Origin of the sequence: Streptomyces sp. NPDC020845, from assembly GCF_044334165.1 — a bacterium.
Classification (GTDB): domain Bacteria; phylum Actinomycetota; class Actinomycetes; order Streptomycetales; family Streptomycetaceae; genus Streptomyces.
This window is the reverse complement of record NZ_JBIRSJ010000012.1, coordinates 284551-298932: the sequence shown is the minus strand read 5'-3', so window position 1 is coordinate 298932 and position 14382 is coordinate 284551. Positions and strand designations below refer to the sequence as shown.

The window sequence follows — 14382 nt, the reverse complement described above, 5'->3', positions numbered from 1 at the left end:
TGGGTGCGTCGTATCAGGTGCGGGTCACGGCCAGGCGGCGGATGGCGGACATCGGGACGGGCAGCCACTCGGGGCGGTGGCGGGCCTCGTAGACCACCTCGTACACCGCCTTGTCGGTCTCGTGGGCCCGCAGCAGCTCCGGATCGTCGCGCGGGTCGCTCCCGGACGCCTCCGCGTAGCCCGCGCAGTACGCGGACCGGGAGCGGCCGGCCCAGTCCTGTGGGCTGTCGTGGCCGCCCACGGCCGCCGCGTAGTCGAACGAGCGGAGCATGCCCGCGATATCGCGCACCGCCGGCTGTGGGCGGCGGCGCTCGTCGAGCGGGCGCGAGGGCTCGCCCTCGAAGTCGATGAGGGACCAGTGCGCCTCGCCCTCGACCGTCCGCCGCAGCACTTGGCCCAGGTGCAGATCGCCGTGGATGCGCTGGGCCGTCCAGGTGCGTCCGGCGCGGCCGAGCGCGGCCAGGTCCTCGTATGCGGAGTGCAGCGCGGCGCGGTACGGGTGGAGGGCGGGTACGGCCGCGGCGGCCGAGTCCAGGCGCTCGGACATCGTGGCGGCGAGGTGTTCGATCTGCGGGCGGCGCAGATGGGAGGTGGGCAGCGCGCGGGCCATCGCCAGATGGACCTCGGCGGTGGCCTGGCCGAGGGCGTGGGCGGCGGCGGTGAAGTCGCCCCGGGCGGCGACCGCGTCGAGCGCGAGCTGCCAGCCGTCGGTGGAGCCGGCGAGGTAGGGCTGGAGTACTCCGAGGGTGAAGGGGTCGGCGCGCGGGCCCGTCCCCTCGCCGAGCGGGGCGGCCTCGAACCAGGCGGCCGGGGCGGGCACCCGGGTGCAGCCCGTGCGGGCGAGGGCCAGGGGCAGTTCGAGGTCGGGGTTGGTGCCGGGGCTCACTCGGCGGAAGAGCTTGAGGATAAACGTATCTCCATAGATCAGCGAGGAGTTGGACTGCTCGACGTTCACCAGCCGGGGAACGAGCCCCAGGGGGATGTCCGCGGACGGTTCGCGCAGGAAGCGCAGCGGGCCGAGGGTGCCGGGCATCCGCAGCCGTTCGAGGAGGAGCGTGGCGAGGCGGGGGTCGAGCAGCGCCTCGTAGACGGTCCGGCCGTGCAGCGGCCCGCCGCTGGGGTGGCCGATGAGGGCGGGGGCGAGATGGGGCGGGAGGGTGGCGCGCACGCCGAGGAGGATCTGGTAGCAGTCGCTGGCCGCCGCGCCGCGCCGGTGTCCGCAGCCGGAGCCGTGCCGGTGGCCGGGCGGCTCGGGCTGCTGGGCGCGGACGAGCAGATGGAGCAGGCCCGGCGTGCTGCCGCTGGTCGCGCACGGCAGCAGCTCGGTCGCGCAGACCAGGGCGAAGCCGGTGACCGGGCGGCCCTTGCCCGCGAACCAGCGCTGCCGGGGCAGCCATTCCGAGAGCAGCGGGGCGAGGGAGGCGAGCAGCCCGGCGGGGCCCGCGGCCGCGGCGGGGCGGATGGCGGACGGCGGGGGGTCGGCCCGCGGTACGGCGGTCGGCGGCTGCTGTGCCCCCGGGGAGGCCCCCCGGGAGAATGAAGCTTCCGGCATGGCGTCGCGTCCTTTCCCCGGGCACACGACAGATCAGGGCATAGTGTCCCGGATTGCGGCATTGACTGTGCGACGGTGCGGGACGTGTCGGGCGAGGATCGTCCGTACGGCGAGTACAGAGCGGTACAGAGCGGTACGACGCGGTACGGCGCAGTACGGAGTGCGCGATCTGCTCCGCCCGTGCGGTAGTAGGGAGGCTGCCCATGATGTGGGGCCGAAAACGCCCGTACGCCCCCGAGGCGGACGCGTACGGACGAGAACGGCGAGAGCGGTGAGAACAGAGCCAGAACGCCGGTCGGCCCGTCACCCCGTCCAGTGGCCCGCCGCGTCGCCCGCCCGCAGCCGGAACCAGTAGAAGCCGTGGCCCGCGAGCGTCAGCAGATACGGGAGTTCGCCGATGGCGGGGAACCGGACGCCGCCGATCAGCTCGACCGGGTGGCGGCCGCTGAAGGCTTGTAGATCGAGCTCGGTGGGCTGGGCGAAGCGCGAGAAGTTGTGCACGCACAGCACGAGGTCGTCCCCGCCGTCCTCCGTCGGCGGGGCCTCGCGCAGAAAGGCGAGGACGGCCGGGTTGGAGGAGGGCAGCTCGGTGAAGGAACCAAGCCCGAAGGCCGGGTTCTGCTTACGGATCTCGATCATCCGCCGGGTCCAGTGGAGCAGTGAGGACGGGCTGCTCATGGCCGCTTCGACGTTGGTGACCTGGTAGCCGTAGACCGGGTCCATGATCGTGGGCAGGAACAGCCGCCCGGGGTCGCAGGAGGAGAAGCCCGCGTTGCGGTCGGGGGTCCACTGCATGGGGGTGCGTACGGCATCGCGGTCGCCGAGCCAGATGTTGTCGCCCATGCCGATCTCGTCGCCGTAGTAGAGGATCGGCGAGCCGGGCAGGGACAGCAGCAGCGCGGTGAACAGCTCGATCTGGTTGCGGTCGTTGTCCAGCAGGGGCGCCAGTCGTCTGCGGATGCCGATGTTGGCGCGCATTCTGGGATCCTTGGCGTACTCCGCGTACATGTAGTCGCGCTCTTCGTCGGTGACCATCTCCAGCGTCAGCTCGTCGTGATTGCGCAGGAAGATGCCCCACTGGCAGCCGGACGGGATGGCAGGGGTCTTGGCGAGGATTTCCGAGACCGGGTAGCGGGATTCGCGCCGTACGGCCATGAAGATGCGCGGCATGACCGGGAAGTGGAAGGCCATGTGGCATTCGTCGCCGCCCTTGGTGAAGTCGCCGAAGTAGTCGACGACGTCCTCCGGCCACTGGTTGGCCTCGGCGAGCAGCACGGTGTCCGGGTAGTGGGCATCGATCTCGGCGCGGACCCGCTTGAGCATGTCGTGGGTGCGGGGCAGGTTCTCGCAGTCCGTGCCCTCCTCCGCGTACAGATACGGTACGGCGTCCAGCCGGAAACCGTCGATGCCCAGGTCCAGCCAGAAGCGCAGGGCGGCCAGTACCTCCTCCTGGACGGCGGGGTTCTCGAAGTTGAGGTCCGGCTGGTGCGAGAAGAAGCGGTGCCAGTAGTACTGCTTGCGTACCGGGTCAAAGGTCCAGTTGGACGTCTCGGTGTCGATGAAGATGATCCGGGCGTCCTGGAATTGCTTATCGTCGTCGGCCCACATGTAGTAGTCGCCGTACGGACCCTCCGGGTCGGTGCGGGACTCCTGGAACCACGGGTGCTGATCGCTGGTGTGGTTCATGACGAAGTCGATGATCACCCGCATACCGCGCTGATGGGCGGCGTCCACGAACTCGACGAAGTCGGCGAGGTCCCCGAACTCCGGCAGTACGGCGGTGTAGTCGGACACGTCGTAGCCGCCGTCGCGCAGCGGGGAGGCGAAGAAGGGCGGCAGCCAGAGGCAGTCCACGCCCAGCCACTGCAGATAGTCGAGTTTGGCGGTGAGTCCCTTGAGGTCGCCGACGCCGTCGCCGTTGCTGTCCTGGAAGGAGCGCACCAGCACCTCGTAGAAGACGGCGCGCTTGAACCAGTCGGGATCGCGGTCCTTGGCCGGAGTGTCCTCGAACTTGTCCGGGACGGGCTCATTGACGATCATGATGTGGGTGACCCTCCGATCGGTGAGGACGGTCGCAGGGACAGCACATGCGCGGGAGCCATCGGGCGGCCCGGCTCCAGGCGCACATAGTTGTCCCTGCCCCAGTGATAGGTCTCGCCGGTGAGCTCGTCGCGCACCGGGGCGGACTCATGCCAGTCGAGGCCGAGTTCCGGCATGTTCAACGAGACCGTCGCCTCCTGGGTGTGGTGGGGGTCCAGGTTGACGACCGTGAGCACGCACGAATCGCCCGTTCGCTTCGAGTAGGCGATGACAGAGTCGTTGTCGGCGTGGTGGAATCGCAGATTGCGCAGTTGCCGCAGCGCGGGGTGGCGGCGGCGCAGCCGGTTCAGGCAGCTGAGCAAGGGTGTGATGGTACGTCCCGCGCGCTCGGCGGCCTCCCAGTCGCGCGGCCGCAGCTGGTACTTCTCGGAGTCCAGGTACTCCTCGCTGCCCGGCCGCAGCGGGGCGTTCTCGCACAGCTCGTAGCCCGCGTAGACGCCCCAGGTGGGCGCCAGCGTGGCGGCCAGCACGGCCCGCACCTCGAAGGCGGGGCGACCGCCTTCCTGGAGGTAGGCGTGCAGGATGTCCGGGGTGTTCACAAACAGGTTGGGCCGCATGTATCCGGCCGCGTCCCCGGAGAGCTCGGTGAGGTAGTCGGTGAGCTCCTGTTTGGTGTTCCGCCAGGTGAAGTACGTGTACGACTGCTGGAAGCCGATGGCGCCGAGGGTGTGCATCATGGCCGGCCGGGTGAAGGCCTCGGCGAGGAAGATGACATCGGGGTCGGTCCGGTTGATGTCGCCGATCACCTTCTCCCAGAAGACCACCGGCTTGGTGTGCGGGTTGTCCACCCGGAAGATCCGCACCCCGTGGGACATCCAGAAGCGCAGCACCCGCTCGGTCTCGCGGACCAGCCCCGTGAAGTCGGTGTCGAACGCGATCGGGTAGATGTCCTGGTACTTCTTGGGCGGGTTCTCGGCGTACGCGATGGTGCCGTCGGCGCGCCGGTGGAACCACTCCGGGTGCTTGTCCACCCAGGGGTGGTCGGGCGAGCACTGCAGGGCGAAGTCGAGCGCGACCTCCATACGCAGCTCGCGGGCGCGCTCCACGAAGTGGCCGAAGTCGTCGAGGGTGCCGAGGTCGGGGTGGATCGCGTCGTGGCCGCCGGCGGCGGAGCCGATCGCCCAGGGGGAGCCGACGTCGTACGGGCCCGCCGAGAGCGCGTTGTTGGGGCCCTTGCGGTACGAGGTGCCGATGGGGTGGATCGGCGGGAGGTAGACCACGTCGAAACCCGCGGCGGCGATGGCGGGCAGCCGCTCGGCGGCGGTGCGCAGCGTACCGCTCAGCGGCCGCCGGTCCTCGGCGACCCTGGCTCCTTCCGAGCGCGGGAACAGCTCGTACCAGGACCCGAACAGCGCGCGCTCCCGCTCGACCAGCAGGGGCATCGGGCGGGAGGCGGTGACCAGTTCACGCAGCGGGTGGCGGCCGAGGACATCGGTGACATCGGGGGCGAGGGCGGCGGCGAGCCGGTCGGCGACCGGGCGCCGCTCGTCGCGCAGCCCGTCGACGGCCCGCAACACCGCCTCCCGGCCGTCGTTCTTGGGCACACCCGCCGCCGCTCTCTCATGCAGCCGCGCGCCCTCCTCCAGGACCAGATCGGTGTCGATCCCCGCGGGGATCTTGATGGTGGCGTGGTGCCGCCAGGTGGTGATCGGGTCGCTCCACGCCTCGACCGTGTACGACCAGCGGCCCTGCGCGCTCGGGGTGACCTCGGCGCCCCAGCGGTCGGTGCCGGGGGCGAGTTCGTGCATCGGTGTCCAAGGTCCCGAGCGGCCTGCCGGGTCGCGCAGGACCACATTGGCCCTGACCGCGTCGTGGCCCTCCCGGAACACGGTGGCGCTCACTTCGAAACTCTCGCCCACCACCGCCTTCGCGGGGCGACGGCCGCAGTCGATGAGCGGGCGGATGTCCAGGACGGGGATGCGACCGATCATAGGATCACCTGACGGCGTTGCGGGCGTATATTCTTTGGCGGCTTTTGTCCTTTGTATCGGTTGTGCCGCCTTGCGGCGGGTTGCGGGCATGACAGCTCCTGTCCGCGTTCACTCTGGTGGGCGGATGGGGTCGGCCATGGGGGGCGTGTTCGGAAAGCCTTCCCCTGCGGCGCGGGGGGACAATCCGGGTTCCCGTTAACTTCCCGTGCGTAACGCGCCCGGCCCCGTACGGTCCGTGAAACACGAACCGTACGGGGCCAATATTTTGCCGTGAGTTGCCCGTCTGTCAGTTGCCTACCTGTAGGAGGCGGTTCGGCGAACCGGTCCCCGCGTTCCGCACCTTGCCCTTGGCCGCGTGGGCCGTGAGCGCCGCACTCACCTGAGCCGGGGTCGCCCGTGGATGGTCCGCGAGATACAGCGCGGCGGCACCGGCCGCGTGCGGGGCGGCCATCGAGGTGCCCGACATGACCTTCGACCCCGTGTCGCTCGTGTTCGACGCCGAGACGATCCGCTCCCCGGGCGCGAACAGGTCAACCGCCGGGCCCCAGTTGGAGAAGGCGGAGCGGCGGTCGTCCTGGCCCGTCGAACCGACCGTGATGGCGCCCGCCACCCGGCCGGGGGAGTACGAGCCCGCCGAGCGGTTCTGATTGCCCGCCGCCACCGTGAAGGTGAGGCCGGACGCGATCCCGGACCGCACCGCCTCGTCCCACTCGGGGATGGGGGCGTCCTGTGTGGCGCCCAGGCTCAGATTGACCACGGCGGGCCTGTGGGCGTGTTTCATCACCCAGTCGAGCCCGGCCAGCACCTGGGCGCTGGTGCCCTGGCCCGTATCGTCCAGCACCTTGACCGCGACGATGTCCGCCCGCTTCGCCACTCCGTACGCCGATCCGGCGGCGGTGGCCGCGATATGCGTGCCATGGCCGTTGCCGTCCTCGGCCACCGCGTCGTTGTTCACGAAGTCCCAGCCCGAGCGGGCCCGGCCGCCGAAGTCCCGGTGCGTGGTGCGCACACCGGTGTCCAGGACGTAGATCGTCGTGCCCCGGCCGGCGCTGCGCGGCGAGGTGTACGACGCGTCGAGCGTGCGGTCCGGCTGATCGATCCGGTCCAGGCCCCATGACTGGGGGTGTTGCTGGCTGTTCTGTTGCCGGGTGCGCAGTGAGACCCGGGTGTCCGGTGCGACCGAGGCGATATGCGGGTCGGCCGCCAGCCGCTCGGCCTGTGTCTCGTTCGCGCGCACCGCGTAGCCGTTCAGCGCCGTGCTGTACGTACGGCTGATTCTCGCCCCGTAGCGCGCGGCGAGCTCTTGGCCCCCCTCGGAGTCCGCGCGGAGGCCCTGCGCCCCCTCCTTCAGCGTGACGATGTAGCTGCCGTCGGCCGTGGCGGTCTTGGCCGCCGCGTCCGCCCTGTCGGCTGCGGCCGACGGCATCGCGGCCGTCAGGACCGCCGCGGCGATTCCCGCGACGACGGTCCAGGCCCGGCGCCGGCGGCCGGCGCTCGTATGCGGCATGGATCGATCCCCTCCCCGTCCCTCCCCAATGCGACGGCGTCAGCCTCTCGTGGGGAGGAGTATCGGGACAAGACCGCTTTGGGTGGTTAAATCGGCCAGATCGGTCACGGGGTGGGGGTCGGCGGCGCCCCAGCCGCTGCTGCCGTCGACGACGCCCCGGCCGTCGCCGACGCCACGCCCGCCGCCAGCAGGCGCAGGGCCGCCTCCGACGAGGAGCCCGGCTCCGCGCCGTACATCATCAGGCACTGGCCCGAGGAGTCCGGCAACCGCGTCATCTCGAAGGTCAGCTCCATCGGCCCGACCAGCGGGTGGTGGAAGGACTTGATGCCGAAGGCGCATTTGCGCACCGGGTGGCGCGACCACAGTGCCGCGAACTCGGCGCTCTTCATGGACAGCTCGCCGATCAGCTCCGCGAGCCGCCGGTCGTCGGGGTACTCGCCCGCCGCCACCCGCAGCGCGGAGACCGCGCGCGGCGCCTCGCCCTCCCAGTCGGGGTAGAGCTCGCGGGTGTGCGGATCCAGGAAGAGCAGCCGCTGGGTGTTGGGGCGGTCCGCGGGGCGCTGCGGGCTGTCGGCGGCCAGATGTCCGGCGAGCAGCGCGTGCCCCAGCGGGTTCCAGGCCAGTACGTCGAACCGGGCCGTCAGCACGAGCGCGGGCACCCCGGCCATGGCCTCGACCAGCAGCCGGGTGCTCGGCCGGGCGGTCTCGGTGCGCGGCGCCGGACGGCGCCCGGCCCGCGCCGGGCGGGCCAGATTGCGCAGATGCGCGTGTTCGTCGGGGCTCAGCCGCAGCGCCCGGGCGATCGCGTCGAGCACGCCGTCCGACGCGCCCGACGACTGGCCCTGCTCCAGCCGCGTGTAGTACGCGACGCTCACCCCGGCCAGCTGCGCCAGCTCCTCGCGGCGCAGCCCGGGCACCCGGCGGCGGGTCCCGTACGAGACCAGCCCGACGTCCTCGGGCCGCAGACGGGCGCGGCGGGTGCGCAGAAAGTCCCCCAGCTCGGCAGGTGGTGTGTCTGTGTTCACGGGTCTCAGTGTCCGGCAACCGGACCCGGCGTGCCTGCCCCTGTCGGGGTCAGGCACGCCGGGTCCGGCCCGGTCAGCTGCCGGTCAGCCCGCCCCGTCGATCACTTGTAGGTGATGTCCGAGGTGGAGTACTTGCAGTACGTGCCGTCGGGGCCGCTGCCGTTCTTCGACGGCTCGGCGCCCGTGTTGTTCCCGATGTACTTCTGGCACGGGACGATCTTCTTGCTGCTGTCGCCGACGATGGTGATCGAGCGCAGCGTGAGGGAGTCACCGTAGTTGGTGTTGATCCCGCCGCCGACCTTGCCGGGCGCGGTGAGCTCCGTGTTGCTCACGTTGATGGTGCGCTTGTACTGCGTCGAGCAGTTGCCGCAGGACCGGACGAAGGTTGAGAAGTCCTGGCCGGCGAAGTTGGAGATGTTCAGCGTGCCGCCGCCGTTGAACTGGAAAATCTTGTCCGCGGCCTTGCGGGCGCCGCCGCCGATGACGTTGAACGTCTTGCCGCTGCCCCGGAAGGTGGCGGCGTCCTCGCCGACGTCCTCCCACCAGACGTTCTGCAGGGTGCAGCTGCCCTCACAGTGGACGCCGTCGGCGGCCGGGGCGCCGAGGATGACGTTCTTGAGGGTGGCCCCGTCGGAGAGCTTGAAGAGCGGGTCCTGGTCCTCGTTCTGGCCGCCGGAGCCCAGGTCGCCGGAGCCGTAGTAGCGCTTCATCCCGCCGTCCATGGACCCGCTGACCGGGATGGTCTTGGTCACCGCCTGGGGGGTGCCGCTGGGCGTGGGCCAGCTGGCGGCGGAGGCGGCGGGGAGGGTCAGACCGGTGGTGACTGCGCCCGTGGTGAGGGCGACGGCGCCCAGGAGGCCGGCCATCGCCCGCTTCCTGTTCAGATGCTTGGTGCGCGGTGCCGGTACTGCCATGTCACTCTCCTTGTTTCCGATGATGCGTGGGGGTGCGGATGGAGCTGACTGGTACTGGTACTGGTACTGGTACTGGTACTGGTGGTGCCGGTGGTGCCGGTGGTGCCGGTGGTGCCGGTGGTGCGGTGGAACCGTGCGGTGGAGCTGTGCGGGGGACGGTCGTTCAGGGGGTGGCGATCTTCGGCCGCGGCGGGGTCGCCATCTTGTCGCCGATGAAGAAGCTGGGGTGCGGCGGCTGGTTGTACGCGGTGTTCTGCCAGGCCAGGGCCTCCCGGTACTGGCGGTCGTGCAGCAGCGTGGTGATCTTCCGGTCGGTCTCGTACGGCGTGGAATAGATCCGCAGCGCCTTGTTGTCCGACGTCGGCCAGATCACCTCCTCGCGCCAGTCGCCGAGGATGTCGCCGGACAGCGACGGGGTGGCCTTGGTGCCGTTGTTGGAGTGCACCCCGGAGCCGGTCAGCAGCCGGGTGTCGGCGGAGGTGCCGTACTTGTCGATATGCGTGCCGTCCAGCAGCTCGCGCACCGGGTCGCCGTCCCACCACGACAGGAAGTTGATCGACGACGGCTTGCGGCCCTTGGCGCCGCCGCCCTCGTCGCGGATCTGGTCGTCCTTCGCCGACCACATCTCGGCGCCGTCGTTGCCCGCCCAGATGTCGCCGGCCACGCCGCGCCCGTTGTCGCCGCTGGCCGCGGTGGACCACAGCACCTGGCCGGTCCTGGCGTCCGCGAAGTACGACGACGGCTTGGAGGAGTCCTCGTCGACCTTGAAGTACTCCAGGCCCGGCCGGGACGGGTCGAGGTCGCCGAGGTGGGCCGCGTCGCCGTGGCCGTTCTTCGTGGTCCACAGGCCGGAGCCGTTGTCGTCCACGGTCATCGAGCCGTAGACGATCTCGTCCCTGCCGTCGGAGTCCACATCGCCGATCGCCAGGGCGTGGTTGCCCTGCCCGTCGTAGCCCTTGCCGCTGTTGGTGGAGCTGTTGGTGTCGAACGTCCACTTGCGGGTGAGCTGCCCGCCGCTGTAGTTCCAGGCGCTGATGACCGTACGGGTGTAGTAGCCGCGCGCCTCGATCAGCGAGGGCTTCGAACCGTCCAGATAGGCGGTGCCGGCCAGGAAGCGGTCCACACGGTTGCCGTACGAGTCGCCCCACGAGGACACCGTGCCGCGCGGCGGGACGTAGTCGACGGTGGAGACCGCCGCGCCCGTCTGCCCGTTGAACATCGTCAGGAACTCGGGGCCGTCCAGCACATAGCCGCTGGAGTTGCGGTGGTCGGCGGAGGCGCTGCCGATGGTCTTGCCGGTGCCGTCGACCGTGCCGTCCGCGGTCTTCATCGCGACCTCGGCCTTGCCGTCGCCGTCGTAGTCGTACACCTGGAACTGGGTGTAGTGGGCGCCGGAGCGGATGTTGCGGCCCAGGTCGATCCGCCACAGCCGCTGCCCTTGCAGGGTGTAGCCGTCGACGATGGTGTTGCCGGTGACGCCGGACTGCGAGTTGTCCTTGGCGTTCGTCGGCTGCCACTTGAGGACGATGTCGAGGTCGCCGTCGCCGTCCAGGTCGCCCACCGAGGCGTCATTGGCCTCGTAGGTGTAGTCCGAGCCGCCGGACGGGGGCGAGATCGGCACGTCGTAGTAGCCGGAGCGGAACTGCACGGCGCTCGGCGAGGCGGGCTGCTCCGTACCGCCCACGATCGCGCGGACGGTGTAGTCGGCGCTGTTGGGGGCGTCCTTGTGGAGGTAGTTGGTGGTGGTGATGGGGGAGGAGTTGACCTTGACGCTGCCCCGGTAGAGGTTGAACGTGACATCGTCCGGGTCGGTGGCCAGCCAGCGCCAGCTGACCAGGTTGTCGTTGCCGGTGTGCACGCTGACCAGCCCGCGGTCCAGCTTCTCCAACTGGGTTGCCTGGATGGCCGCCTTGGGGGTGCCGGCGCCGGTCCGCGTGCTGTCGGCGGGGGCGGCGTGCGACAGGGCGGCCGGTCCGGTGGTCAGCAGCGCCCCGACGGCGGCCAGGGAGAGCGCGACGCGTCTGGCCCGGCGGCGGGCGGAGGGGGCGGGCGAACCGTGCGGGGGTGCCACGGGACCTCCTGGGGGTGGGGGAGTGCGGGGGGTGGGCGTGGGGGGTGTCGGGGTGTGGTCGCCGCTCTGGCCGGAAAGGTTGCCGCCTCTTTCCGTGGAATTCCCGCGCCGGATTCCCGGACGGAGGGCGCGGCGGGAGCAAGCGCTCTCACTGCCGCCCTCTTCTGCCGGCCGCTGCCCTCTCCGCCCCTACTGCCGACTGGTGACCACGTCTTTGGCGACCAGCCGCCCGTCCGAGAAGCACAGCCGGTACGCGGACCGCCCGTCGTACCGGCGCACCCCGTAGTAAGCGCAGTCCCAGCCGTGGGGCGGCGCGGCGATGCCGTCCGGAGGCCCGTCCATCGTGTACGGCGGCATCCGCGACTCGACGTCGGCACGCGGCTCGCCGATCTCCAGCCGGTCGTAGGTGCGCCGGTCCAGCACCGAGTGGTACTGCGTATAGAAGGTGAACCCGCCCCACAGGACCGCCAGTCCGGCGGTCACGGCCAGCGGCACCGTGATCGACTGCACCAGCCTGCGCCGCACCCGCTCCCGGGCGCGGGCCAGCTCCCGCGCCGACGTGGACGCCGGGGCCGCCGCTCGCTCGGCGACGAGCGCGACCCCGGCCGTGAGCGGCAGCCGCGCCGACACCGCGAAGCCGCCGTCGGGCGACGGCCCATGGGTCAGCACCCCGCCGGCCAGCCGTACGCGCTCGTCCAGGCCCACCAGACCGTTGCCGCCCGAGGCCAGATCCGGCGGGGAACCGTCCGCCGGGCGCGGCCCGTTCACGACGGACACCGCGATCTCGCCCGCCGCCGGGTCCCGGACCAGCTGGACGCGGACCGCCGCGCCCGGGGCGTGCTTGGCGGCGTTGGTCAGCGCCTCCTGGACGACGCGGTAGACGGCCCGGTCGGCCATCGGCGGCAGGCCAGGCCCCTTCGCGCCGTCTGCGCCGGCCGCGCCGTCTGCGCCGGCCGCGCCGTCTGCGCCGTCGCTGTGCCGTCCGTCCTGTGGCCCGCCTTCCGCCCCGTACGCCAGCTCGACGGCCAGCCCGGAGGACCGCGCGCGCTCCACCAGCGCACCGACGCCCTCGTCGGCGGGGGCCGTCGGGGCGGGGTCGTCGGCGGTCCGCAGCACACCGATGATGTCCCGTAGCTGGCTGGTGGCCGTCGAGGCCGCTTCGCGCAGCTCGGCGGCCGCCGCCCGGTGGCGGTCGCTCAGCTCCGGATCGACCTGGAGGGCGGCGGCGCGCAGCGCGATCAGGGCCAGGTCGTGGCCGAGCGAGTCATGCATGTCCCCGGCGATCCGGGACCGCTCGCGCAGCCGCGCCTGATCGGCGACGGCCCGCTGCTCCCGCTCCATCCGGTCGGCCAGCTCCCAGCCGGCGTGGACCAGATGGTCGTACTGGCGGCGGTAGCGGCCGAGCAGCCACGGCACCACGACGTTGAGCAGCAGCGTGGTCAGCGCGGTGAACCAGGTCCAGACCCCGGCGTCCGTCACCCAGGTGAGCAGCGCGCCCGCCACTGCGAAGGCCGCGAAGAACCACAGCGCGGGCCGCGCGCCCGCCGTCCACCGCCCGGCCAGATAGCCCCACAGCGCCAGCGCCGCCCAGTACGAGGAGGTGTACAGCTCCAGGTTGAGGGCCAGGCTCAGCCCCACCGCGACCGCCAGCCCCACCAGCGGTCGCGTACGCCCCACCGCGGCCGCACCCGCCAGCAGCGGAAACCCGGCCAGCAGCACCCACAACTCGCGCCCGCTCGCCGACGTGGCCTTCAGCAGCACGGGCGCGCAGGCCGTCAGCCACAGGAGCAGGGCCGTCCGCGCGGCGCCACCATGCCGTATCCACCGGATCATGCGCCCCAGCATCCCCCGCGGCGGGGCTACCGCGCCCCTGACGAAAGTATGAGCTACGCGGGCGTGCTGCCTGCGTGGCCGGTGAGCTGCTTGAGGGCGGTGATGTACGTATCGACCTGCTGACGGTCGTAGCCCCGGCGCACGAGCATGAAATCGGGCTGTGGCTCATCGTGTCCGTGCCGCAGGTTGTGCACGTACGCGTCGACCTGCTCACGGTCGTACCCTCTCCGCACCAATTCGAACTGCGGCTGCGGCAGCGTGCTCTCCAGGACTTCCGCGGGGCCCGTGAGCTGGGCGAGCAGCTGGCGGACGTTGGTCGGCTGGGCGCTGATGCTGTCGCGGCGGCTGGTGAGCGCCGCCAGCTCGCGCTCGGAGTCGCTGCGGATGCGGTCGGCCTTGGTGTTCACGTCGGCCAGGATGCCCTCGGCCTGCCGCATCGCGGGCCGCGCGGCATGGACGGCGAACACGTACCGCCAGATCAGCGCCTTCGCCGAATCCGCGGGCAGCCCCTGCAGCTCGAACCGCAGGATCTCGTCCCCGGCCGCGTCGTCCGGCGTGATCAGAACCTTTCCGCCGTCGTGCACCCCGTCCACCATCAGATGCGTGCAGATGGCGCTCTTGCCACTGCCCTTGCGCCCGATGATCAGCATCTTCCGCCCGGACATCGCCGCCCGCGAGGAACGTCATGGTATGGCCGGAGAACAGCCGTTCGAGCCGGGAGCCCCCTGGCCCGCACGCGGAAAAGTGCTACGAGAGTGGCCGGTGTCCGTGTTTGTATGTGCTCCATGGTGTCCACCGACCGTCTCCTCGCCTTCGCGGCCATGTCGTTCCTGCTGATCGTGATCCCCGGCCCCAGTGTGCTGTTCGTGATCGGCCGGGCCCTGGCCCAGGGGCGCCGGGCCGCGCTGACCACCGTCGTGGGGAACACGGTCGGCGCGTATGTGCTCGTGGTGGCCGTGGCGCTGGGGGTCGGCACCATCGTGGAGCGCTCGGTCCTCGTCTTCACGGCGCTGAAGCTGGTGGGCGCCGCGTATCTGGTCTACCTGGGGGTCAAGGCGGTGCGGCAGCGGGGCTCGCTGCGGGCCGCGTTCAGCGGGGACGGCCCGGCGGAGCAGGACGCCCTGCGCACGTTCTGGGAGGGGTTCGCGGTCGGTGTGGCCAACCCCAAGACCATCGTGTTCTTCGCCGCCGTACTGCCCCAGTTCGTCGACCGCGAGCAGGGGCATGTCGCGCTCCAGATGCTGCTGCTCGGCCTCGTCTTCAACGTCATCGCCATAACCTCCGACAGCATCTGGGGCCTCGTCGCCGCCACCGCACGCGGCTGGTTCGCCCGCTCACCGCAGCGGCTGGCCATGGTCGGCGGGGTCGGTGGGCTCGCGATGATCGGTCTAGGCGTCACGGTCGCCGCGACCGGCCGCAAAGACTAGGACCCCGACGGAAGGCTGATGA

General features: G+C 71.2%; 9 protein-coding genes and 1 pseudogene. 1 reads left to right on the top strand and 9 read right to left on the bottom strand.

The annotated features are described in order from the left end of the window. Positions 1–13: 13 nt before the first annotated feature. From ACH4U7_RS31875 to ACH4U7_RS31835, 9 genes and pseudogenes are all read right to left on the bottom strand, one after another. Positions 14–1552: a phosphotransferase gene (locus tag ACH4U7_RS31875; RefSeq protein WP_398531238.1), complete on the bottom strand. Its 1539-nt coding sequence runs from the start codon at positions 1550–1552 to the stop codon at positions 14–16. A 303-nt stretch (positions 1553–1855) separates the two neighbouring features. Continuing rightward, positions 1856–3592 (bottom strand): maltose alpha-D-glucosyltransferase, encoded by a 1737-nt coding sequence (treS, locus tag ACH4U7_RS31870; protein WP_398531237.1) that lies wholly within the window; start codon positions 3590–3592, stop codon positions 1856–1858. After that, positions 3589–5583: an alpha-1,4-glucan--maltose-1-phosphate maltosyltransferase gene (locus tag ACH4U7_RS31865; protein ID WP_398531236.1), complete on the bottom strand. Its 1995-nt coding sequence runs from the start codon at positions 5581–5583 to the stop codon at positions 3589–3591. The genes treS and ACH4U7_RS31865 overlap by 4 nt, the downstream gene beginning before the upstream one ends. 286 nt (positions 5584–5869) lie before the next feature. After that, the gene (locus tag ACH4U7_RS31860; RefSeq protein ID WP_398531235.1) at positions 5870–7090 is read right to left on the bottom strand and encodes a S8 family peptidase; all 1221 of its coding nucleotides are present in this window, start codon (positions 7088–7090) and stop codon (positions 5870–5872) included. Positions 7091–7194: 104 nt separating this feature from the next. After that, positions 7195–8115 (bottom strand): helix-turn-helix domain-containing protein, encoded by a 921-nt coding sequence (locus ACH4U7_RS31855; protein ID WP_398531234.1) that lies wholly within the window; start codon positions 8113–8115, stop codon positions 7195–7197. Between the two features lie 101 nt (positions 8116–8216). Then, the gene (locus tag ACH4U7_RS31850) at positions 8217–9029 is read right to left on the bottom strand and encodes a pectate lyase (RefSeq protein WP_398531233.1); all 813 of its coding nucleotides are present in this window, start codon (positions 9027–9029) and stop codon (positions 8217–8219) included. A 163-nt stretch (positions 9030–9192) separates the two neighbouring features. Further along, positions 9193–11100, bottom strand: a complete 1908-nt coding sequence (locus tag ACH4U7_RS31845) for a rhamnogalacturonan lyase (protein WP_398531232.1) — start codon at positions 11098–11100, stop codon at positions 9193–9195. 189 nt (positions 11101–11289) lie between these two features. Then, positions 11290–12933 carry a sensor histidine kinase gene (locus tag ACH4U7_RS31840; RefSeq protein WP_398531231.1) on the bottom strand — a complete coding sequence of 548 codons (1644 nt, stop codon included), beginning with the start codon at positions 12931–12933 and terminating at the stop codon, positions 11290–11292. Between the two features lie 274 nt (positions 12934–13207). Next, positions 13208–13373: pseudogene (locus tag ACH4U7_RS31835) on the bottom strand (cellulose-binding protein); the annotation flags it as partial. A 345-nt stretch (positions 13374–13718) separates the two neighbouring features. On the opposite strand from ACH4U7_RS31835, the gene ACH4U7_RS31830 reads away from it, so the two are divergent. Beyond that, positions 13719–14360, top strand: a complete 642-nt coding sequence (locus tag ACH4U7_RS31830; RefSeq protein ID WP_398531230.1) for a LysE family translocator — start codon at positions 13719–13721, stop codon at positions 14358–14360. The last annotated feature ends 22 nt before the right edge of the window (positions 14361–14382 follow it).

Excerpts from the sequence above, each read along its gene's own strand:
- ACH4U7_RS31850 (WP_398531233.1), bottom strand. The coding sequence starts at position 9,029 with ATGGCAGTACCGGCACCGCGCACCAAGCATCTGAACAGGAAGCGGGCG.
- ACH4U7_RS31860 (WP_398531235.1), bottom strand. The coding sequence starts at position 7,090 with ATGCCGCATACGAGCGCCGGCCGCCGGCGCCGGGCCTGGACCGTCGTC.
- ACH4U7_RS31830 (WP_398531230.1), top strand. The coding sequence starts at position 13,719 with ATGGTGTCCACCGACCGTCTCCTCGCCTTCGCGGCCATGTCGTTCCTG.
- ACH4U7_RS31875 (WP_398531238.1), bottom strand. The coding sequence starts at position 1,552 with ATGCCGGAAGCTTCATTCTCCCGGGGGGCCTCCCCGGGGGCACAGCAG.
- ACH4U7_RS31865 (WP_398531236.1), bottom strand. The coding sequence starts at position 5,583 with ATGATCGGTCGCATCCCCGTCCTGGACATCCGCCCGCTCATCGACTGC.
- treS (WP_398531237.1), bottom strand. The coding sequence starts at position 3,592 with ATGATCGTCAATGAGCCCGTCCCGGACAAGTTCGAGGACACTCCGGCC.
- ACH4U7_RS31840 (WP_398531231.1), bottom strand. The coding sequence starts at position 12,933 with ATGATCCGGTGGATACGGCATGGTGGCGCCGCGCGGACGGCCCTGCTC.